The organism is Mixta mediterraneensis, from assembly GCF_014946725.1.
GTDB lineage: Bacteria > Pseudomonadota > Gammaproteobacteria > Enterobacterales > Enterobacteriaceae > Pantoea > Pantoea mediterraneensis.
Genome location: NZ_JACFXY010000023.1, coordinates 1 through 22124, shown reverse-complemented (window position 1 = coordinate 22124; position 22124 = coordinate 1). Strand labels below are relative to the sequence as shown.

The following is a 22124-nucleotide window of genomic DNA, read 5'->3' as shown; positions in this document are numbered from 1 at the left end:
GTAGCCGGAAGTGGCCGCCATGCGGACCAAGCCTCCTTGACGACCTCATCCTAATGAGCGGCGTGCTAAAAGTCAGCAGGAAATCCATGCGGACTGTTACAAAAAATCTGCCTGTGCCAGGATTAAAACAGCATTAACCCCATCAGGAGAAAAACATGGATGCACTTGAATTACTGGTAAATCGGCGTTCGGCCTCGCGTTTGTCTGAACCCGCACCCACTGGAGATGCGTTAGAAAATATCCTTCGTGCCGGCATGCGTGCACCCGATCACGGCACGCTACAGCCGTGGCGCTTCATTATTGTGGAGCAAGAGGGACGTGAGCGCCTGAGCAAACTGTTAGAGAAAGCAGCAAAGGAGAAACAGCTGGACGATAAAGCCATTGATAAAGCCACGCAGTCGCCATTTCGTGCACCGATGATCATTACGGTTGTTGCGCATTGCCAGGAACATCATAAAGTGCCGCGCTGGGAACAAATCGCGTCTGCAAGCTGTGCGGTCATGGCGATGCAGATGGCCGCAGCGGCGCAAGGATTTAATGGCATCTGGCGCAGCGGACCCTGGACTGATAACGAAACTGTGCGCAAGGCGTTTGGTTGTCGCGAGCAAGACGCCATTGTCGGCTTTCTGTATTTAGGGACGCCACAACTCAAATCGAGCACCACCGTTGTTCATCCTGATACCACTCCCTTTGTCAGTTATTTCTGATAAACATCGTTCATGCTTTAAGGCAGGGTGGATATCAGCCCTGCATCATTGAACGGATCCTGCGCGAATGATCCAGAACGCATTCAACTGCGCTTACTCTGAACGCCTCTCCAGGCTAACATAGCGCCTTAATTTGCTGCACAAGGGTGCTGATATGTCAGCCGGATTCGCCTTACGCCACACTGTCAGGGTGTGCGATAGTTGCTTGATTTTATTAATGAACGCTACGCCCTGGCATTTTTGCATGAGCCGTGAATCGCAGATAGCTGCCTGGCCGCACGCTGTTGAGGCTTTCTTCAGTTGTGTCACACATGTTAACGGCCAGCGCCATTCGACATCGGCTGACAGGCTGCCCGTCATTACCGCTGTTCCCTGAAGTTAAGGATTACCCTAGTCAATGCGTTTGTTTATTGCGGAAAAACCCAGTCTTGGTCGCGCTATAGCCGATGTTTTGCCAAAACCTCATCGCCGTGGCGACGGTTTTATCGCCTGTGGCAACGATCAGGTCGTTACCTGGTGCGTAGGGCATTTATTAGAACAGGCGCAACCGGATCACTACCACAGCCGCTACGCACGCTGGTCCTTAGTCGATTTACCCATTATTCCTGAAAAATGGCGGTTACAACCGCGCCCTTCTGTGGCGAAGCAGCTTAAAGTGATTGAAGGATTACTGGTGCAGGCCGATGAAATTGTGCATGCGGGCGACCCGGATCGGGAAGGGCAATTGCTGGTGGATGAAGTGCTTGACTATCTCCAGTTGCCGACGGAAAAGCGTAACAGAGTGCAGCGCTGTTTAATTAACGATCTCAATCCGCAAGCCGTTGATCGAGCGGTTAATCGCCTGCGGGAAAATCGCGAATTTATTCCACTTTGTGTTTCGGCTTTAGCACGCGCACGCGCAGACTGGCTTTACGGTATCAATATGACCCGTGCCTGGACATTGTTGGGGCGGAATGCCGGTTATGATGGCGTGTTGTCAGTAGGCCGCGTGCAAACACCGGTGCTTGGACTGGTGGTGCGTCGTGATGAAGAAATAGAAAATTTTATTCCGAAAGATTACTTCGAAGTGAAGGCCCATATCGTCACGCCGGAAAATGATCGTTTCGTAGCGAACTGGGTGCCCAGCGACGCCTGCGAACCCTGGCAGGATGAAGAGGGTCGTTTACTTAACCGCACGCTGGCTGAACATGTGGTTGGTCGTATTGCAGGAAAAGTCGCGCGAGTCACCGCTTACAATGATAAACGCGAAAGCGAAGTCTCGCCGCTGCCATTTTCGCTATCAAGCCTGCAAATTGAGGCGGCTAAGCGTTTTGGCTTAAGTGCACAAACCGTCCTTGATACCTGCCAGCGTTTGTACGAAACGCATAAACTTATCACCTATCCGCGTTCAGACTGCCGTTATTTACCCGAAGAGCATTTTGCTGGCCGCCACGCGGTATTGAATGCTATTCAGGCACATCAACCGGCTCTCTCGCCGCCTGGTGATTTCAGCGCAGACCGAAAGAATCGCTGCTGGGATGATAAGAAAGTAGATGCGCACCACGCCATTATTCCAACGGCCCGATCCAGCGCTGTTAAGCTGACGGAAAACGAGCAGAACGTATACGGTCTGGTGGCACGTCAGTATCTGATGCAATTTTGCCCGGATGCGGTATTTCGAAAATGCATCATTGAACTGGACATCGCAGGCGGCAAATTTGTGGCTAAAGCCCGTTTTTTGGCAGAGGCTGGCTGGCGCGCCTTGCTGGGCAGTAAAGAGCGTGATGAAGAGAATGATGGCACGCCGCTGCCCGTGGTGGCTCAGAATGATGAATTGCTGTGTGAGCGCGGCGAAGTGTTAGCAAAGCAGACGCAACCGCCGCGGCCGTTTACGGATGCCATGCTCTTGTCAGCGATGACCGGCATTGCACGATTTGTGCAGGATAAAGAATTAAAGAAAGTGCTGCGTGCGACCGATGGTTTAGGTACTGAGGCGACGCGTGCTGGCATTATTGAATTATTATTCCGTCGGGCATTTTTAGTAAAAAAAGGGCGTTATATCAACGCAACCGAAGCCGGTCGTGCGCTGATTCACGCCTTGCCCGACTTAGCCGCGCGTCCCGATATGACAGCGCAGTGGGAATCCACGTTAACACGCATTAGCGAGAAAGCCTGTCGTTATGATGAATTCATGCAACCACTGGTGCAGACATTGACCGGGTTGATTCATCAGGCAAGGCATCAGCCTGCGATACACGCTTTTCGTGGTTTACCGTCTGCCGGCCAAAAACGGCCTGCGCGCAAAGGTAAACGAAAGAGTAAGGAGACAGAATGAACCGTTATTCTCTGTTAGCGTGGTTGGCGATGGCGCTATTTAGCGCTGCGGTACAGGCGAATAGCCAGCCCAACCAGGCAAGCCAGCGCGGGAATGCTGATGTTGTGGTAGATATGCCAGCGGAAACCTGGACGCAAGGACAAAACCGGCAATTAAATTGCATGAAATGCTGCATTTTCGATAATCGCTATTATACCGAAGGTGCGGTGGTAAAAGCTGAAGGTGTCTTGTTGCAGTGTGCTCGGGATGAACAGGCTTATGGCACCAATACGCTGATCTGGAAAAGAGTGAAATAAAAAAGCGTGGCAGTCGCCACGCTTCGATTAAAGGTTAAAGGTTGACCAGATTGGCGCATGGTCTGAGGGTTTTTCCATGGCTCTGATTTGGTAATCGATACCGGTGTCAATGCAACGCGATGCTAACGGCAGGCTGGCTAACACTAAATCGATGCGTAGGCCGCGATTGTCGTCAAACCCCTTAGAGCGATAATCAAACCAGGAGAAACGATCGGCTGTTTCAGGATTCTGCTCGCGCCAGGTATCCACTAAACCCCACTGCAACAGGCGATCCATCCATTCGCGTTCTTCTGGCAGGAAAGAGCATTTACCGGTGCGTAACCAGCGCTTACGGTTCTCTTCACCAATGCCGATGTCTAAATCCGTGCTGCTGATATTCAAATCGCCCATAATTAATACCGGCTTATCTGCTGCCAGACTTTCGCTTAAATAGCTTTGCAGATCGCGATAAAATTTTTCTTTGGCTGGGAATTTTGTGGGGTGGTCACGGCTTTCTCCCTGAGGAAAATAACCATTAATCACGGTAATATCGCCTATCGAACTGGGGAACTCTGCCATGATCAGACGGCGTTGCGCGTCCTCACCGTCGCCGGGAAAACCCCGTCGTACAGCAACAGGTTGTACTTTGGTTAATAATGCCACGCCGTAATGGCCTTTCTGACCATGATAAAACACGTTGTAGCCCAGCTTTGCAACCTCTTCAAGAGGAAACATATCGTCATGGACTTTGGTTTCCTGCAAACCGATCACATCCGGCTGATGTTGTTCGACCAGTGCTTGCAGCTGATGTGGGCGCGCTCTCAATCCGTTGATGTTAAATGAAACAAATTTCATGGTTCAACCATTCTTCAGCAAGTGATGGGCTGGATGGTAGCGATTCTTACCGGAAATGTCATGGTGATGCGCGAGAGATTATCCTGAAGAGAAAAGTGCGACCCGAACCTTCGGTCGAAGCTTCTCATCCTTCTCAGGCAGAGTCGGGGATGTGCTGTTTGGGTAGTTAAATCGCAGAAGCTTTGATGGTGGTGGGAGAAGGATTCGAACCTTCGAAGTCTGTGACGGCAGATTTACAGTCTGCTCCCTTTGGCCGCTCGGGAATCCCACCGGGGATATAATGTAATAACTCAGGCAAAATGGCGATTCAGATGGTGGTGGGAGAAGGATTCGAACCTTCGAAGTCTGTGACGGCAGATTTACAGTCTGCTCCCTTTGGCCACTCGGGAATCCCACCATGGCCTGAATCTTTGTGCCTGAAAGCGGGGCGCATCATACCAAATGCGCATTAGGTGTAAAGCGCCCATAAATAAATAGCGAACCGTTTGCCCACTTTTTATGCTTTACGCTGCATTGCCAGGCAATTCAGCGTGAAAGCGCTTAAAGAATAATCGTGCGATTGCCGTAAACGAAAACACGCTGACCGAGAACCTTATACAAGGCGCGGCTGAGCACGTTTTTTTCTACGTCGCGTCCGGCGCGCATCATTTCATCAGCGGTATAGCTGTGATCGACATTAATCACGTCCTGCATAATGATCGGGCCTTCATCAAGATTATCATTCACATAGTGCGCGGTTGCGCCAATGATCTTTACGCCACGTTCGTAAGCCTGATGATAGGGGCGTGCACCGATAAATGCTGGCAAAAATGAATGATGAATATTAATAATCTGGTTGGGGTAACGTTGAACAAAAGCGGGGGTTAATACGCGCATATACTTAGCCAGCACGACATAATCTGGCTGATAACGATCAATTTCATCAGCCATTCGATTGTCATGCTCTTCGCGCGTTAAGCCTTCATGACTGACCAACGTAAAAGGAATATCAAAACGCTCAACTAAAGAACGCAGCGTTTCGTGATTTCCAATAACAGCCGCAATTTCCATGTCCAGACCACCGAAGGCGCTCTTCATCAGTAAATCGCCAAGGCAATGGGCTTCTTTGGTGACAAGAATTACAACACGACGACGTCCTGCGCTATGTAACTCACGCACTGAACCCTGGGGCAGGGCGCTGTCAAGATCGGCGAGCAGTGTGTTGTCGTTAAAAATTCCTTCCAGCTCTGTACGCATAAAAAAGCGCCCGGTGCGATGATCAACAAACTCATTGTTCTGCACGATATTGAGTTCGTGCTTATAACAAATATTGGTGATTTTGGCGATCAGACCTTTTGCGTCGGGACAAATGGTACGGAGAACTTTTCTTTGCATTGTTTGCGCTTGCATCTCAATCAGAGTCCTGTCAAAGCATTAAGGGTAAAACCGTTGTGCTAGCGTTTAGCTCAGCCGCAACACTTCTTGTATTTTTTATCGGAGCCACAGGGGCACCGATCATTGCGCCCTAACTCAGGCGTTATTCCATCAATATAGTACCAGCGTTGATCCTCGCGAAGAAAGCGGGAACGTTCGTGGATAGCGTGAATGGTGTTTTTTACGCGGTATTGCGCAAAAAAGGTAACGTAGGCTTCATTACCATGGCTTCCACGATTACAACGGGTTACAGTCAGGCTTAACCATTCGGTGTCTTGAAAACTTTCAGATAAAAACCCTGCCAGCGTAGGGCTACGTTTGGCAGGATGCCAGGTACTGACAAGGTAATCTGCGTCTTGTCTGGCATAAGCGCTATAACGTGAGCGCATTAATTGCTCGGCGGTAGCAGGGATTTGATTACCCTTAAGAAAGCGTTCACAACATAGGCTATACTGCTTTTCGCTGCAGCATGGGCACTTTTCAGACACGTAAGCTCCTGAGAGTGTTAATAAGAAATGATAACAAGCACTATGGTAGCCGACCCCACGTTGTGAAGCTATGTATTGAAGCAGGACCAGAGAATTGATGAGAAATGTAAAAATTGGATTGGCCCTGGGTTCAGGCGCCGCCAAGGGGTGGGCGCATATTGGTGTTATCAAAGCACTTGAACGTGCAGGTATTCATATTGATGTCGTGGCAGGCTGCTCTGTTGGCGCATTAGTCGGATCGGCTTATGTCAATAACCGGCTAGCGGTAATGGAAAAATGGGTTAGCGCGTTTCGTTACTGGGATGTTATCCGCCTGATGGATGTGTCCTGGCAACGAGGTGGATTATTACGCGGTGAACGCGTCTTTAATCACGTGCGGCAGCTTATTCCTCATGATTCTATCGAAGCCTGCACCAAACCTTTTGGCGTCGTCGCCACTAATCTGAGTACCGGCCGGGAGCTCTGGTTAACCGAAGGTGATTTGCATCAGGCTGTGCGTGCATCTTGCAGCATGCCAGGCTTATTACCGCCTGTCGGCTACAATGGGTATTGGCTTGTGGATGGCGCGGTTGTTAATCCGGTACCCATTTCGCTGACTCGGGCGCTAGGCGCTGACATCGTGATTGCGGTTGATCTGCAACATGATGCGCATTTAATGCAACAAGAACTGCTGTCAGTTACGCCACAAAATAGTGAAGAAGAAGCCGCTGCGGCTGCGTTAAGTTGGGGAGGCAGGCTTCGACAGCGTTTGGTGAACTTTACCCAACGACGCGCGTCACAAACACCTGGAGCGATGGAGATCATGTCTACATCAATCCAGGTGTTGGAAAATCGCCTGAAGCGTAATCGTATGGCAGGCGATCCGCCTGATGTGCTTATTCAGCCGTTTTGTCCGCAAATTTCCACGCTGGACTTTCATCGCGCCGAAGAAGCCATTGAGGCAGGCAAGGCCGCTGTTGAGAAAAAAATGGATGAACTTTTACCGCTGGTCCGTAGTAGATAATCAGGTTGTTCTTTCACAGATGTCACTTCGGTCAATTCTGAAAGGCGCAACTGCGTTTTATGAACCACTATTGAATTATCTGGTACGCAGGGAGATAGAATGGAAAAACCACTAATCGGCAAAAAGATACTCATTGTCGAAGATGAGGCCGTTTTCCGTTCGTTGCTGGACCAATTTTTGTTATCGATGGGTGCTGTGACGTTACAAGCGGAAGAGGGTGTAGCTGCGATTGCGCAGCTACAACAGCACACCGTTGACCTGATAATTTGCGATCTTGAGATGCCGCGTATGAACGGTATCCAGTTTGTTGAGCATATTCGAACAAGTGGCAATAGCGTGCCAATACTGGTGATTTCCGCTACTGAAAACATGGCTGATATTGCGCATGTGTTGCGATTAGGCGTTCAGGATGTGCTGCTCAAACCGCTTAAAAATTTTGAGCGGTTTCGGGAAGTCGTTTATGAATGCCTTTACCCGTCGATGTTCACCTCTAAAGTTGAAGAAGATGAGCAGTTGTTCCAGGACTGGGATGCGCTGGTGCGCGATCCGCAGGCCGCCGCCAAACTGCTCAAACAGCTTCAGCCACCGGTTCAGCAAAATATTGCCAACTGTCGCGTCAACTATCGTCAGTTAACCATGGCGGAGCAGCCGGGTCTGGTGCTGGATATTGCAGCGTTATCTGATAAAGACCTCGCGTTTTACTGTCTGGACGTTACAAGAGCAGGCGACAACGGCGTACTGGCGGCTCTTTTGTTGCGCGCCTTGTTTAACGGTCTGTTGCGAGAGCAATTATCTGGACAACAGCAACGCCTGCCTGAGTTGAACAGCTTATTACGACAAGTAAATTTATTATTGCGTCAGGCAGATCTGAGCGGTCAGTTTCCACTGTTAGTGGGCTATTATCATCGCAATTTAAAAAACCTGATTTTGGTTTCAGCCGGATTAAACGCAACACTTCATGTCCACGCCCATCAAATACAACTCAGCAATGGGGTTCCCCTTGGCACTATGGGAAGCACCCACCTCAATCAAATAAGTCAGCGCGCAGACAACTGGCAATGTCATGTCTGGGGCGCAGGCGGCCGTATTCGACTGATGTTATCGACTGAAGAATAAACAAAAGAATATAAATTCTCCTGGCGCTGGAGACAGGGCCAGGGGATAGCTTTACACTTGGGTAATAGTCTTAATTTCTGCGGATTGTCTCCTTCCAGGATAAATCCGTCCGAGAGTAGCTGATATACTCATTTCCGAATTTAAACCGACATATCAAGTATTAACTTGAAACGGCCTATAAGAGAGGTATCTTGATGTCTGCCTATAAGTCCAAAGTAAAAAAAGCGGTAATCCCTGTAGCGGGTTTGGGTACGCGTATGCTTCCCGCCACTAAAGCGATTCCGAAAGAGATGTTACCGCTGGTTGATAAGCCGTTAATACAGTATGTCGTTAACGAGTGCATCGCTGCAGGAATCAACGAGATTGTGCTGGTTACGCACTCTTCAAAAAACTCCATTGAAAACCACTTTGATACCAGTTTCGAACTGGAAGCCATGCTGGAAAAACGCGTTAAGCGCCAGTTGCTGGATGAAATTCAGTCAATCTGTCCTCCACACGTCACTATTATGCAGGTTCGTCAGGGCAACGCGAAAGGACTGGGCCACGCGGTCATGTGCGCGCATCCGTTAGTTGGCGATGAGCCTGTTGCGGTTATTCTGCCGGACGTGATCATTGATGAATATGAATCGAACCCAACCAAAGATAACCTGGCAGAAATGCTGAGTCGTTATGAAGAATCAGGTCGCAGCCAGATCATGGTGGAGCCTGTCGCCGATGTTACCGCTTACGGTGTTGTCGATTGTCAGGGCGCAGAGCTGAACCCTGGCGACAGCGCGCCAATGGTTGGCGTAGTTGAGAAGCCTAAAGCCGCTGAAGCGCCCTCTAATCTGGCGGTCGTTGGACGCTATGTGCTGTCCGCCGATATTTGGCCGCTGTTAGCTAAAACCCCTCCAGGCGCAGGTGGCGAAGTTCAGTTGACTGACTCTATTGCTATGTTAATGGAAAAAGAAACAGTTGAAGCTTATCACCTGAAAGGGGTTAGCCATGACTGCGGTAACAAACTGGGCTATATGCTAGCTTTCGTTGAGTATGGTGTTCGTCACCCGGTATTGGGCAAAGATTTTTCTGAATGGCTCGATAACGCGGTTGGCAACAAAAAGTAATTCATAACAACGGGATAACTCAATGAAAGTCACTGTATTTGGTATCGGCTATGTCGGTCTGGTTCAGGCTGCGGTGTTGGCCGAAGTCGGACATGACGTTCTGTGCATTGATGTCGACGCAAACAAAGTCGAAAACCTCAAGAAAGGCATCATCCCTATTTTTGAACCAGGCCTGACGCCGCTGGTTACAGCCAATTACGAAGCGGGTCGCCTGAAGTTTAGCACTGACGCCGAGTTGGGTGTTAATCACGGTGTGATGCAGTTTATTGCTGTAGGCACACCGCCAGATGAAGACGGATCTGCCGATCTTAAATATGTTACTGCCGTGGCACGTACCATCGCGCAACATATGAATGAACACAAAGTTATTATCGATAAATCGACTGTTCCGGTAGGCACAGCAGATAAAGTACGTTCAGTGATGACCGAAACGCTGAAGGCGCGCGATGTTAACATCAGTTTCGATGTGGTTTCTAACCCTGAGTTCCTGAAAGAGGGCGCGGCAGTAAATGACTGCATGCGGCCAGAACGTATCGTTGTTGGTATGGACAATGATGATGTGGTTGAACTGTTACGGGAACTTTATGAACCCTTTAACCGTAACCACGACCGTATGATTCTGATGGATATTCGCAGTGCAGAACTGACTAAGTACGCTGCAAACTGCATGCTGGCGACCAAAATCAGTTTTATGAATGAAATTTCTAACCTTGCCGAACGGTTAGGCGCGGACGTTGAGAAAGTGCGTCAGGGCATTGGTTCTGATCCCCGTATCGGCTATCACTTCATTTATCCTGGTTGTGGTTATGGTGGATCATGCTTCCCGAAAGATGTGCAGGCATTGATTCGTACCGCTGAATCGATTGGCTACAAACCGCGTCTCCTGCAAGCTGTAGAAGATGTGAACGACAGCCAGAAAACCAAGCTGCCAACCTTTATTAAGCGTCATTTTGGCGAAGACCTGAGTGGTAAAACCTTTGCGTTATGGGGATTATCATTTAAGCCAAACACTGATGACATGCGTGAAGCCTCCAGCCGCGTGCTGATGGAAACACTGTGGGAAGCGGGTGCAACGGTTCAGGCCTTTGATCCAGAAGCAATGGATGAAGCGCAACGCATCTATGGACACCGCAGCGATCTTAAGCTGATGGGCACCAAAGAAGCGGCGCTGCAAGGCGCTGACGGGCTGGTCATTTGTACGGAATGGCAAAATTTCCGTGCACCTGACTTCGACGTAATCAAAAAGGCACTGAAAGAACCCGTGATTTTTGATGGTCGCAACCTGTATGATCCAGAGCGTATAAGCAAACGCGGTTTCGTCTATTACGCTATCGGCCGCGGCGCATCCATCCAGGTGGTATAATTGACGAGGGATTTATGAATTTTCTGGTAACCGGCGCCGCAGGTTTTATTGGTTTTCATATTAGCCAACGCTTGTTGGCCGCCGGTCACCAGGTTGTTGGCATCGACAACCTGAATGACTACTATGACATCAATCTAAAACAATCCCGCCTCGACCTAATAAAGTCTTCTTCCAGTTTTAAGTTCATTAAACTTGATTTAGCCGATCGTGAAGCTATGGCTTCACTTTTTCAGCAACACACTTTTCAACGCGTTATTCATTTAGGTGCACAAGCTGGCGTTCGTTATTCTATTGATAACCCTGACGCCTATGCGGATGCTAACCTCATTGGTCATTTAAATATCCTTGAGGGTTGCCGTCATCATAAAATCGAGCATTTGCTCTACGCATCATCGAGTTCTGTATACGGGCTGAACCGTAAAATGCCTTTTTCTACCGATGACAGCGTTGACCATCCTGTTTCGCTTTATGCAGCAACGAAAAAAGCCAATGAACTTATGGCGCACACGTATTCCCATCTTTATCAATTACCCACTACAGGGTTACGTTTTTTCACCGTTTATGGCCCCTGGGGGCGCCCGGATATGGCGTTATTTAAATTCACGCGCGCAATGATTGCTGGTGAAGCCATAGATGTTTATAACCAGGGCCAGATGAAACGTGATTTCACTTATATAGACGATATTGCTGAAGCTATTGTGCGGTTGCAGGATGTCATTCCACAGCGAGATGATAACTGGACGGTCGAAACCGGTTCTCCAGCGACCAGCTCAGCGCCATACCGCGTTTATAACATTGGCAATAGCGATCCTGTCACCTTAATGAGCTACATCGAAGCGATTGAAAAAGCGCTGGGCATTACCGCAATCAAAAACCTCATGCCGATGCAACCGGGTGATGTGCTGGAAACCAGTGCGGATACGCAGGCATTATTCAAAGCGATTGGTTTTAAGCCCCAAACCAGCGTAGAAGAGGGCGTTAAACGGTTTGTTAACTGGTATCGTGAATTCTATAAAGTATAAAAAAAGGAAGCCATGGCTTCCTTTTCCCTGATGTGATAATGGCAATATCGAAATAAAAAGATCCGCCAAACAATGGAGCAATCAGAGCAATTAAAGTAAGAAGTCTTCTAATTTTTTACCTTGTTCTTCAAGCGCTTTTTTAATCACAACCGGTGTGCGGCCCTGACCGGTCCAGGTTTTAGTTTCACCATTTTCATCGACATAATGATATTTGGCTGGACGGGCTGCACGTTTAGCTTTACCCGTCGCTTTTGATTCGGCCAAACCACTCAGTAATTCGTTAGGATCAATCCCATCAGCCATCAACATTTCGCGGTATTGTTCCAGCTTACGCGTCCGCTCGGCATTTTCTGCTTCAGCGTGAGATTCTTCATCGCGGCGTTCATTAACCACAACTTCCAGTTTCTCCAGCATTTCTTCAAGTGCTTCTACCGTGCATTCTCTGGCCTGCGCACGCAGCGTGCGAATATTATTAAGAATTTTAAGTGCTTCGCTCATTGTCCTGATCTCTGAATAATTAAAGAAGAGTTGTTCTGCCCGCTAATAGTAGTGTTGGCAAAAAATAACTTCAACAGCAAATTAAGTTAAGCATAAAATAACTGTTAATAAACCTGACGTAAAAGACGTAGCTTAAACTGGCCGCTAAGACTTTACTGAGACAGAAAATTATATATTCATTAAACTTATACAAATAAATTCACGCTTGTTTTTCTGGCTAAAATTTGATCGGGCGATGCCCGGAGCCAGACTATCATTTTTTCGGTTTCTAATGAGCTTTTAATGTCAAATCACAGGACGGGGTTAACAAGAGATGCGTATATCGACAACCTTCCGCTCAATAACGCACCATTAATTCTCAGCGGTGAGCCTACTCTTCTGTGCTAAAATAGCCGGCATTCTGTTTCGTCTTAACTGAGATTCAGCTCCTATGGCTCAGCTCTACTTTTATTATTCTGCAATGAATGCCGGTAAATCTACCGCGCTATTACAATCATCCTATAATTATCAAGAACGTGGCATGCGTACATTGGTTTATACCGCTGAAATCGACGATCGCTTTGGTGCGGGTAAGATAAGCTCCAGGATTGGTTTATCCTCTCCCGCCTCGCTCTATAACGAAACGACCAAACTTGATGTGGATATTGCCGCTGAACATGCACGTCAGCCTGTTCACTGTGTGCTCGTGGATGAAAGCCAGTTTTTAACGCGCGAGCAAGTTAAAGCGCTGTCTGACGTGGTCGATAAGCTGGATATTCCGGTACTTTGTTATGGATTACGCACCGACTTTCGCGGAGAGCTATTTACTGGCAGCGAATATCTGTTGGCCTGGGCCGATAAGTTGGTTGAATTAAAGACCGTTTGTCATTGCGGCCGTAAAGCTGGCATGGTGTTAAGGTTAGATAGCAACGGCAAACCTTTTAGGGAAGGGGAGCAGGTAGTGATTGGCGGCAACGAACGTTATATTTCCGTCTGCCGGAAACATTACAAGCAAGCAATTGAGCAGGGTTCGCTTCAGGCTATTCACGGAGATCAGGCGGCAAAAATATAGAATTCGAATTGCAGGCAAAAAACCCGCTATTGCGGGTTTTTTATTACACGGCATTACGCTTTTTTGAGTTTCTTCTCAACGATTTCCCCCTGCAATGGTTGAGCCGCCACAGATTCTGCAACGCTTGCGAAGGGCTCTGCATATTCACGACCGTAGAAACTGTCTAACATGATCTGTTTTAACTCGGCAATCAACGGATAGCGTGGGTTAGCACCGGTACACTGGTCATCAAACGCATCGTCAGCCAGCTTATCGACTTTCGCCAAAAAGTCGGCTTCCTGGACGCCAGCTTCGCGAATAGACGTCGGGATCCCGAGCTGCGTTTTCATCTCATCCAGCCACGCCAGCAATCTTTCAATTTTTTGCGCGGTGCGGTCGCCTTCAACACTTAATCCCAGATGATCGGCGATTTCAGCGTAACGACGACGCGCCTGCGGACGATCATACTGGCTGAACGCTGTCTGCTTCGTTGGATTGTCATTTGCGTTATAACGGATGACGTTTGCAATCAGCAGGGAGTTAGCTAAACCGTGTGGAATATGGAATTCAGAGCCCAGTTTGTGCGCCATTGAGTGACAAACTCCCAGGAAGGCGTTTGCGAAGGCGATACCTGCAATGGTCGCGGCGTTATGTACCCGCTCACGTGCAACCGGATTCTTAGCGCCATCTGCGTAGCTGGCAGGTAAATATTCTTTCAATAATTTCAGCGCTTGCAGAGCCTGACCATCTGAATATTCATTCGCCAGCACTGAAACATAGGCTTCGAGGGAATGTGTCACAGCATCCAGCCCCCCGAACGCGCAAAGTGAGCGGGGCATATCCATCACCAGGTTAGCATCAACAATTGCCATATCCGGCGTTAAAGCATAATCAGCCAGCGGATACTTCTGCCCGGTTGCGTCGTCAGTGACTACCGCAAATGGCGTCACTTCAGAACCTGTACCGGAAGTGGTCGTGATGGCTACCAGCCGCGCTTTTACGCCCATTTTCGGAAATTTATAGATACGTTTCCGAATATCCATAAAGCGCAGCGCCAGTTCTTCAAAATGCGTTTCAGGATGTTCATACATTACCCACATGATTTTAGCGGCATCCATTGGCGAACCACCGCCCAGGGCAATAATCACATCAGGCTTAAAGCTGTGCATTTGTTCAGCGCCTTTACGGACGATGCTAAGCGTTGGGTCCGCTTCTACTTCGAAGAAAACTTCCGTTTCAACGCCATGCGATTTCAACACACGCGTTACCTGATCAGCATAACCGTTATTAAACAGGAAGCGATCGGTGACGATAAAGGCGCGTTTTGCGCCATCCGTTGCGACCTCTTCCAGCGCAATCGGCAGCGCACCACGACGGAAGTAAATGGATTTTGGAAGTTTATGCCACAACATATTTTCAGCTCGTTTAGCCACAGTTTTCGTGTTGATAAGATGTTTTGGACCGACGTTTTCGGAGATAGAGTTACCTCCCCATGAACCACAACCTAACGTCAAAGAAGGCGCGAGTTTGAAATTGTATAAATCACCGATACCGCCTTGCGAAGCGGGCGTATTAATTAAGATACGCGCGGTTTTCATCTTATCGCCGAAGTGATGGACACGCTCGGTCTGGTTATCCTGATCGGTGTACAGACAAGAGGTGTGGCCGATACCGCCCATTGCTACCAGCTTTTCTGCTTTACTAACCGCATCCATGTAATCTTTTGCACGATACATGGCCAGCGTCGGGGACAGCTTCTCATGGGCGAAAGGTTCAGATTCATCAACTAACGCGACTTCGCCGATTAATATTTTGGTGTCAGGTGGAACCGAAATACCGGCCATTTCAGCAATTTTTACTGCTGGCTGACCAACGATAGCGGCATTTAACCCGCAATTTTTGAGGATGATGTCCTGTCCGGCGCTCAACGTTTTGCCTTGCAGCATGTAACCGCCGTGACTCGCGAAACGTTCACGTACCGCATCATAGACTGAATCCACCACGATGACGGATTGCTCAGAAGCACATATCACACCGTTATCAAACGTTTTGGACATCAGAATAGACGCAACTGCACGTTTAATATCAGCCGTTTCATCAATCACAACTGGCGTGTTGCCTGCCCCAACACCAATGGCGGGTTTACCAGAACTGTACGCGGCTTTAACCATGCCTGGACCGCCGGTTGCGAGAATCAGATTAATGTCTGGATGGTGCATCAGCTGACTGGAAAGCTCCACCGATGGCGCGTCAATCCAGCCGATAATATCCTTTGGCGCGCCCGCAGCGATGGCAGCCTGCAGCACGATGTCTGCAGCTTTATTGGTGGCATTCTTAGCGCGTGGATGTGGCGAGAAAATAATGCCGTTGCGGGTTTTCAGGCTAATCAGCGCTTTGAAAATGGCGGTAGAGGTTGGGTTGGTGGTTGGGACGATACCGCAAATCAAACCAATCGGTTCTGCAATGGTAATGGTGCCGAAGGTATCATCGGTTTTTAAAATCCCGCAGGTTTTTTCGTCTTTATAAGCATTGTAAATATATTCAGAAGCGAAGTGGTTTTTAATAACCTTGTCCTCCACTAGCCCCATACCTGATTCAGCAACAGCCATTTTGGCGAGTGGAATACGTGCGTCAGCAGCGGCGAGGGCTGCAGCGCGGAAAATAGCATCAACCTGTTGCTGAGAAAAACTGGCATATTCACGCTGCGCTTTTTTTACCCGCTCAACCAGTGCGTTAAGTTCGGCGACATTAGTAACGGCCATGGTGCTCTCCTGAAGGAAGTTAAACTTTTTTAGTAAACAAGCCTGAGTATAGATGTGCTGCGCTAATACCTTGATTTCGTGCTAATTTATAAGTATTTCATCAGCTTACTAAAAAAGTTTAAACATGCAGGGTGGAGCGTCCTGTATGCTTACGATGCGAAAAGGTTAGCCGGTTTGAGGCAGGGTAGTGATGATGCAGATCAAAGCTGACACCTTTCAGCTTGTCTTTACGTGCTGTTTATTTTGTAGACAAAAACGATCGCAATGAAACCTGTCCTTTAGCGACATAAACCATGCCGCGTTTCCAGACTGGAAGTTAACACTGTTTCTTACTGAATTAACCAGAATAAATACCTGTCAGGCGTACTGGTGTACGCTGGGTTTTTGCCTTACATTAGGCGCGATTTTTTATTCTGGAAGGATGTTCATCGTGAACCCTGCGCTGTTAGATTTATCTGGCTATATAAAATTTTTTGTTGGTCTTTTTGCGCTGGTCAATCCGGTTGGCATCATTCCGGTTTTTATCAGTATGACCGGCTATCAGACCGCTGCTGAACGCAATAAAACTAATCTTACTGCTAACCTGGCGGTGGCAATTATCCTCTGGACTTCCCTGTTCCTGGGCGATGCCATATTACATCTGTTCGGTATTTCTATTGATTCATTCCGCATCGCAGGGGGAATTTTGGTGGTCACGATAGCCATGTCGATGATCAGTGGAAAACTGGGCGAAGATAAACAGAACAAACAGGAAAAGTCAGAAACGGCGATCCGCGAAAGCATTGGCGTTGTGCCGTTAGCGTTACCTTTGATGGCGGGGCCAGGCGCTATTAGTTCTACTATCGTCTGGAGTACACGCTATCATAACCTGCTGAATCTTCTGGGCTTTAGCCTTGCCATTGCTATTTTTGCGTTTTGTTGCTGGCTTTTGTTCAGAGCGGCCCCTTTGATGGTGCGTGTATTGGGACAAACCGGGATCAACGTGATCACGCGTATTATGGGCTTGCTGCTTATGGCGCTGGGAATTGAATTTGTGGTAACAGGAATGAAAGCACTTTTTCCAGGATTGCTTGGTTAAACATGGTGCTTATTTTTTGTTTGAAATAAAAGCATGACCCATATTGGTGCAAATAAAGGCTTTATTTGCACCAATGCAGTTATTCATCTTGCTTAAGTTACCATCAATATTATCACCTTTATTACTTTCTTCTGTCAGATTCAACGATGCATGTGATAATTGTCACATGATTATCTGCTAAAAACTATTATCCCCGCCTAACTAAAATTCACCATTTCTCTAATAAAACCCTGTTAGATCGCGTTACACCTGTCTGATTCCAGATAATTGCCAGGAAAAAATTAAAAAATGGCTATTTTGGATTTTCAGAACAAAAAATCTCTAAATATGATTATTTATCATTAGGTTAAGATATTTTTAGCTGAAAAATTAACACTTCCGTTGCGAGAGTTCTCGTGATAAAAGAGAAACAGCTAACATTTTTGTTATTAAACTTTGGCGCCTTCTTACAGCTTCTGATAATTTCGGCGCAATAAATTTTTCCTGGTGAGTCAAAGTGAGAACGATTTTTGCTTATAAGGTTATATGCGTTTGAATTTAATCCGTTGTTAGCGTCATCGCTGAATGCCGACAAAGAAACGCAGCGCACGGTATAAGCAAGCCGTAACATAAACTGGCAAGGGTGTCTTACAACGGCGTTAGTGTGCGATGGGTCAACCCTGGCAAGGGTTTACCGGTAAAAAAACACAGGACAGACCTGAATCTTATTTCATTAAATAACATTGCGTCGTGTGCTTACCTGGCGAGACAGCCGGGAAGTTGGCGACCATGCAGGCCACCATTCGGGGGCGAATAAATCCTCAGGTGCTCACACCGAGGATCCCGGAAACGGGGACACCAGGGCGCAAAAAGCCCCGGTGACAATAAAAAAACTGGAGTGTAATAATGAACAACATCACGAAGAAAAGCCTTATCGCAGCCGGCGTCATCGCCGCGATAAGCGCTCTGGCAGGGAACGCTGTTCTGGCGGCTACGGTGCCGCCTGGGGTTGAGTTGGCAGCTAAGCAAGAACTGATCAGAGGTAATGGCGACGAAGTACAATCACTGGATCCGCATAAAATTGAAGGCGTACCCGAAGATAACGTTGCCCGCGATCTGTATGAAGGTCTGCTGGTCAGCAACGCAGAAGGTAAGCCGGTAGCAGGCGTAGCCGAGCGTTGGGAAAACAAAGATTTTAAAGTCTGGACATTCCATTTACGTCAAAATGCGAAATGGTCGAATGGCCAGCCCGTCACCGCACAGGATTTTGTTTACAGCTGGCAGCGCCTGGCCGATCCTAAAACCGCATCGCCTTATGCCAGCTATCTGCAATACGGCCACATCATGAATGTGGATGACATTATTGCCGGCAAAAAACCAACCACTGCATTGGGTGTAAAAGCCATTGACGATCACACGCTGGAAGTCACGCTCAGCGAACCGGTCCCCTATTTTTACAAGCTGTTGATCAATTCCGTAATGTCGCCGGTTTATAAACCTGCGATCGAAAAATTTGGCGATCAGTGGACTCAGCCGTAGAATTGGGTGGGTAACGGTGCTTTTAAGCTGGAAGCCCACGTCATTAACGAACGGATTACACTGGTGCGTAACCCGGAATACTGGGACAACGCGCACACTGTATTGAACAAAGTAACTTTCCTGCCGATTAATTCCGAAGTGAGTGACGTTAACCGTTACTTCTCCGATAATGGCAGCGACATGACTTACAATAATATGCCGATCGAACTGTTTAAGAAGTTGCAGCGTGAGAACGGCAAAGAGCTGCATGTCGATCCGTATCTGTGCACGTACTACTATGAAATCAATAATCAGAAAGCGCCATTTACCGATCCGCGTGTACGTGCGGCGCTGAAACTGGGTATTGATCGTGACATCATCGTGAACAAAGTGCTGGCGCAAGGCCAGCTTCCGGCTTACAGCTTCACGCCGCCAGCTACCGATGGCATTGATTTGCTCCCGCCAGAGTGGTTCAAATGGTCACAAGCAAAACGTAATGAAGAAGCGAAGAAATTGCTGGCCGAAGCCGGTTATACCGCGGATAAACCATTGACCTTTAATCTGCTCTACAACACTTCCGACCTGCATAAAAAACTGGCGATTGCAGCGTCTTCCATCTGGAAGAAGAATATTGGTGTGAACGCCAGGCTGGAAAACCAGGAGTGGAAAACCTATCTGGATACCCGTCATCAGGGTAACTTCGACGTTGCGCGCGCGGCCTGGTGTGCGGATTACAATGAACCAACGTCTTTCCTGAACACCATGCTTTCAGACAGCAGTAATAATACCGCCCATTATAAGAGTACTGACTTTGATAAGGTCATTCACGACGCGGTAGGTGCAGCAGATGATAAAGCCCGCATGGCGGACTATCAGAAAGCTGAACAAATTATGGACAAAGACAGTGCTATCGTACCGGTTTATTACTATGTGAACGCACGCCTGGTTAAACCTTATGTTGGCGGCTACACCGGTAAAGATCCGCTGGATAAAACCCTGGATAAAGACTTTTATATTATTAAACATTAATAGCACACAGGCTATCGACAGCGGCGGTGCATCTCGCGCCGCCTTTTTTATTATTGCGTTGTGAAGCAACAGCCTGGTAGGTACGGCAATGTTAAAATTTATTCTGCGTCGATTGCTTGAGGCAATCCCGACGCTTTTCGTTCTGATTACCATCTCCTTCTTTATGATGCGCCTGGCCCCTGGCAGTCCGTTTAGCGGCGAGCGCACCTTGTCACCAGAAGTTATGGCCAATATTGAGGCGAAGTATCACCTTAACGACCCGATCGGTAAGCAATATGTGGATTATTTGGTCCAGCTTGGTCATGGCGACTTCGGTCCGTCATTTAAATATAAAGATTATTCCGTGAACTATTTGGTGGCGCATGCTTTCCCGGTATCCGCAAAGCTTGGTCTGGCAGCCTTCTTGCTGGCGATGGTACTGGGCGTGACGGCTGGCGTTATCGCGGCATTGCGGCAAAACAGTTTATGGGATTATGCCGTGATGGGAGTGGCAATGACCGGCGTGGTCATACCCAGCTTTGTGGTGGCACCGCTGCTGGTATTGATCTTCGCCATCACCCTGAAATGGTTACCGGGCGGCGGCTGGAACGGCGGTCAATGGAGCTATATGCTGTTGCCGATGGTGGCGCTGTCACTGGCTTATATTGCCAGCATCGCACGTATTACCCGCGGTTCAATGATTGAAGTGATGCACTCTAACTTTATTCGCACTGCGCGCGCCAAAGGTTTACCGCTGCGGCGTATTGTGTTGCGTCATGCTCTGAAGCCGGCATTGCTACCGGTCATCTCATATATGGGACCTGCCTTCGTTGGCATTATCACTGGTTCAATGGTGATTGAATCTATTTATGGATTACCGGGTATCGGTCAGCTGTTCGTCAATGGCGCATTAAACCGCGATTACTCATTGGTTATGAGCCTGACTATTTTAGTCGGGGTGTTAACTATTATTTTTAACGCGATTGTTGACGTACTGTATGCCGTCATCGATCCGAAAATTCGCTACTGATTCGGGAGTTCGCCATGATGTTAGGTAAGAAAAATAGCGAAGCTCTTGACGCATTCAGCGAAAAGCTGGAAGTAGAAGGGCGCAGCCTGTGGCAGGATGCGCGTCGCCGTTTTATCCATAACCGCGCAGCACTGCTTAGTTTGTTAATTCTGCTAGCGATCACCGTGTTTGTTATCGTCGCGCCGTTGCTGTCGCCATTCTCTTATGACGATACGGATTGGGGCATGATGTCTGCCGCACCAGATACCACTTCAGGTCACTGGTTTGGCACTGATTCATCGGGGCGGGATTTGCTGGTGCGTGTGGCAATTGGGGGCCGTATTTCACTGATGGTCGGCATTGCTTCTGCCTTTATCGCCGTTATTGTCGGCACGCTGTACGGTTCTGCTGCCGGTTATCTCGGCGGGAAAACTGACTCAGTGATGATGCGTATTTTGGAAATCCTTAACTCGTTTCCCTTTATGTTCTTTGTGATTCTGCTCGTCACCTTCTTTGGGCGTAATATTCTGCTGATCTTTGCCGCCATCGGCATGGTTTCCTGGCTGGATATGGCGCGTATCGTGCGTGGTCAGACTCTGGGGTTGAAACGTAAAGAGTTTATAGAAGCGGCTCACGTTGGCGGCGTATCCACGTTTAATATCGTGCTACGCCACATCGTACCGAATGTGCTTGGTGTGGTTGTGGTGTATGCCTCGTTGCTGGTGCCCAGCATGATTCTGTTTGAATCATTCCTGAGCTTTCTGGGATTGGGAACGCAGGAACCGCTTAGTAGCTGGGGGGCGTTACTCAGCGACGGCGCAAATTCGATGGAAGTTTCGCCCTGGCTGCTGTTTTTCCCGGCGGGCTTTCTGGTTGTCACGCTGTTTTGTTTTAACTTTATCGGCGATGGCCTGCGTGATGCCCTCGACCCGAAAGATCGTTAAGGAGTTTCCCGATGACTATTCATGAGTTCCGGCCAGCGATGGCTGCCCGCACGGGAAGCGATCTGCTGTTAGATGTTAAGGATTTACGTGTCACATTTGCTACCCATGATGGTGATGTTACCGCCGTCAATGACCTGAATTTCTCATTGCATGCAGGTGAAACGCTGGGAATTGTCGGTGAGTCGGGGTCGGGCAAATCACAAACGGCCTTTGCTTTAATGGGGTTGCTGGCGAAAAATGGCCGTATCGGCGGTTCCGCGCTATTCAATGGCAATGAGATCCTGAATCTGCCCGAAAGTAAGCTGAATAAGCTGCGTGCCGAGCAGGGTGCCATGATTTTTTAGGATCCCATGACCTCGCTGAATCCTTATATGCGCGTCGGTGAGCAGCTGATGGAAGTGCTGAAGTTGCATAAAGGAATGAACAGCGCGCAGGCATTTGAAGAGTCGGTGCGTATGCTCGATGCGGTAAAAATGCCGGAAGCGCGTAAACGCATGAAAATGTATCCGCATGTGTCGCTACCGATGTAAAACTGGCCCACCTGCCGATGTAAATCTGACCCACCTAGGGTAAAAATGGCAGTTTTAAGGCACTGCCAATGATGACATTGGAGACCAGAGTGGAGATTAGTGTTTTACA

At 48.3% G+C, this 22124-nt stretch carries 17 protein-coding genes, 2 tRNA genes and 2 pseudogenes; 14 read left to right on the top strand and 7 right to left on the bottom strand.

What is annotated here, in order from left to right; all coding sequences use genetic code 11:
• Window positions 1-155 precede the first annotated feature (155 nt).
• The 3 genes from H2P46_RS22230 (at window position 156) to H2P46_RS22220 (ending at window position 3317) form a co-directional block, all read left to right on the top strand.
• A complete protein-coding gene (locus H2P46_RS22230) occupies window positions 156-707 on the top strand; it encodes an NAD(P)H nitroreductase (RefSeq protein ID WP_193406930.1) in 552 nt (183 codons plus the stop codon).
• A gap of 397 nt (window positions 708-1104) precedes the next feature.
• Complete coding sequence (locus H2P46_RS22225) at window positions 1105-3021, top strand: DNA topoisomerase III (RefSeq protein WP_193406929.1); 1917 nt, start codon at window positions 1105-1107, stop codon at window positions 3019-3021.
• Window positions 3018-3317, top strand: coding sequence for a DUF1496 domain-containing protein (locus H2P46_RS22220; protein ID WP_193406928.1), 300 nt, complete (start codon window positions 3018-3020; stop codon window positions 3315-3317). The genes H2P46_RS22225 and H2P46_RS22220 overlap by 4 nt, the downstream gene beginning before the upstream one ends.
• 27 nt (window positions 3318-3344) lie before the next feature.
• Here the strand turns inward: H2P46_RS22220 and xthA are convergent, their stop codons facing one another.
• From xthA to H2P46_RS22195, 5 genes are all read right to left on the bottom strand, one after another.
• Window positions 3345-4151: an exodeoxyribonuclease III gene (xthA, locus tag H2P46_RS22215; protein WP_193406927.1), complete on the bottom strand. Its 807-nt coding sequence runs from the start codon at window positions 4149-4151 to the stop codon at window positions 3345-3347.
• A gap of 186 nt (window positions 4152-4337) precedes the next feature.
• Window positions 4338-4422, bottom strand: a tRNA-Tyr gene (locus H2P46_RS22210).
• A 41-nt stretch (window positions 4423-4463) separates the two neighbouring features.
• Window positions 4464-4548, bottom strand: a tRNA-Tyr gene (locus H2P46_RS22205).
• Window positions 4549-4691: 143 nt separating this feature from the next.
• Window positions 4692-5540, bottom strand: a complete 849-nt coding sequence (purU, locus tag H2P46_RS22200) for a formyltetrahydrofolate deformylase (RefSeq protein WP_193406926.1) — start codon at window positions 5538-5540, stop codon at window positions 4692-4694.
• Window positions 5541-5596: 56 nt separating this feature from the next.
• Window positions 5597-6052, bottom strand: coding sequence for a YchJ family protein (locus H2P46_RS22195; RefSeq protein WP_193406925.1), 456 nt, complete (start codon window positions 6050-6052; stop codon window positions 5597-5599).
• A gap of 97 nt (window positions 6053-6149) precedes the next feature.
• Here H2P46_RS22195 and rssA point away from each other — a divergent pair, with 97 nt between their 5' ends.
• The 5 genes from rssA (at window position 6150) to H2P46_RS22170 (ending at window position 11659) form a co-directional block, all read left to right on the top strand.
• Window positions 6150-7055 carry a patatin-like phospholipase RssA gene (gene rssA / locus H2P46_RS22190; protein WP_193406924.1) on the top strand — a complete coding sequence of 302 codons (906 nt, stop codon included), beginning with the start codon at window positions 6150-6152 and terminating at the stop codon, window positions 7053-7055.
• A gap of 99 nt (window positions 7056-7154) precedes the next feature.
• Window positions 7155-8171 carry a two-component system response regulator RssB gene (rssB, locus tag H2P46_RS22185; RefSeq protein ID WP_193406923.1) on the top strand — a complete coding sequence of 339 codons (1017 nt, stop codon included), beginning with the start codon at window positions 7155-7157 and terminating at the stop codon, window positions 8169-8171.
• Window positions 8172-8365: 194 nt separating this feature from the next.
• Complete coding sequence (gene galU / locus H2P46_RS22180) at window positions 8366-9274, top strand: UTP--glucose-1-phosphate uridylyltransferase GalU (RefSeq protein ID WP_193406922.1); 909 nt, start codon at window positions 8366-8368, stop codon at window positions 9272-9274.
• Window positions 9275-9296: 22 nt separating this feature from the next.
• The gene (locus tag H2P46_RS22175) at window positions 9297-10637 is read left to right on the top strand and encodes a UDP-glucose dehydrogenase family protein (protein ID WP_193406921.1); all 1341 of its coding nucleotides are present in this window, start codon (window positions 9297-9299) and stop codon (window positions 10635-10637) included.
• A 14-nt stretch (window positions 10638-10651) separates the two neighbouring features.
• The gene (locus H2P46_RS22170; RefSeq protein WP_193406920.1) at window positions 10652-11659 is read left to right on the top strand and encodes an NAD-dependent epimerase; all 1008 of its coding nucleotides are present in this window, start codon (window positions 10652-10654) and stop codon (window positions 11657-11659) included.
• Window positions 11660-11749: 90 nt separating this feature from the next.
• Here H2P46_RS22170 and hns read toward each other — a convergent pair whose 3' ends face one another.
• Window positions 11750-12157, bottom strand: coding sequence for a histone-like nucleoid-structuring protein H-NS (gene hns / locus H2P46_RS22165; protein ID WP_193406919.1), 408 nt, complete (start codon window positions 12155-12157; stop codon window positions 11750-11752).
• Window positions 12158-12587: 430 nt separating this feature from the next.
• Between hns and tdk the strand changes: the two genes are divergently transcribed.
• The gene (tdk, locus tag H2P46_RS22160) at window positions 12588-13208 is read left to right on the top strand and encodes a thymidine kinase (protein ID WP_193406918.1); all 621 of its coding nucleotides are present in this window, start codon (window positions 12588-12590) and stop codon (window positions 13206-13208) included.
• A gap of 53 nt (window positions 13209-13261) precedes the next feature.
• Here the strand turns inward: tdk and adhE are convergent, their stop codons facing one another.
• A complete protein-coding gene (adhE, locus tag H2P46_RS22155) occupies window positions 13262-15949 on the bottom strand; it encodes a bifunctional acetaldehyde-CoA/alcohol dehydrogenase (RefSeq protein WP_193406917.1) in 2688 nt (895 codons plus the stop codon).
• A gap of 430 nt (window positions 15950-16379) precedes the next feature.
• On the opposite strand from adhE, the gene H2P46_RS22150 reads away from it, so the two are divergent.
• The 5 genes and pseudogenes from H2P46_RS22150 to H2P46_RS22130 form a co-directional block, all read left to right on the top strand.
• Window positions 16380-17027 (top strand): YchE family NAAT transporter, encoded by a 648-nt coding sequence (locus H2P46_RS22150; RefSeq protein ID WP_193406916.1) that lies wholly within the window; start codon window positions 16380-16382, stop codon window positions 17025-17027.
• 885 nt (window positions 17028-17912) lie between these two features.
• Window positions 17913-19553 (top strand): annotated as a pseudogene (gene oppA / locus H2P46_RS22145) (oligopeptide ABC transporter substrate-binding protein OppA).
• Window positions 19554-19641: 88 nt separating this feature from the next.
• On the top strand, window positions 19642-20562 hold the full coding sequence (gene oppB / locus H2P46_RS22140; protein WP_193406915.1) for an oligopeptide ABC transporter permease OppB: 921 nt from the start codon (window positions 19642-19644) through the stop codon (window positions 20560-20562).
• A gap of 14 nt (window positions 20563-20576) precedes the next feature.
• Window positions 20577-21485, top strand: a complete 909-nt coding sequence (oppC, locus tag H2P46_RS22135) for an oligopeptide ABC transporter permease OppC (protein ID WP_193406914.1) — start codon at window positions 20577-20579, stop codon at window positions 21483-21485.
• A 38-nt stretch (window positions 21486-21523) separates the two neighbouring features.
• Window positions 21524-21997 (top strand): annotated as a pseudogene (locus H2P46_RS22130) (ATP-binding cassette domain-containing protein); the annotation flags it as partial.
• Window positions 21998-22124: the final 127 nt, after the last annotated feature.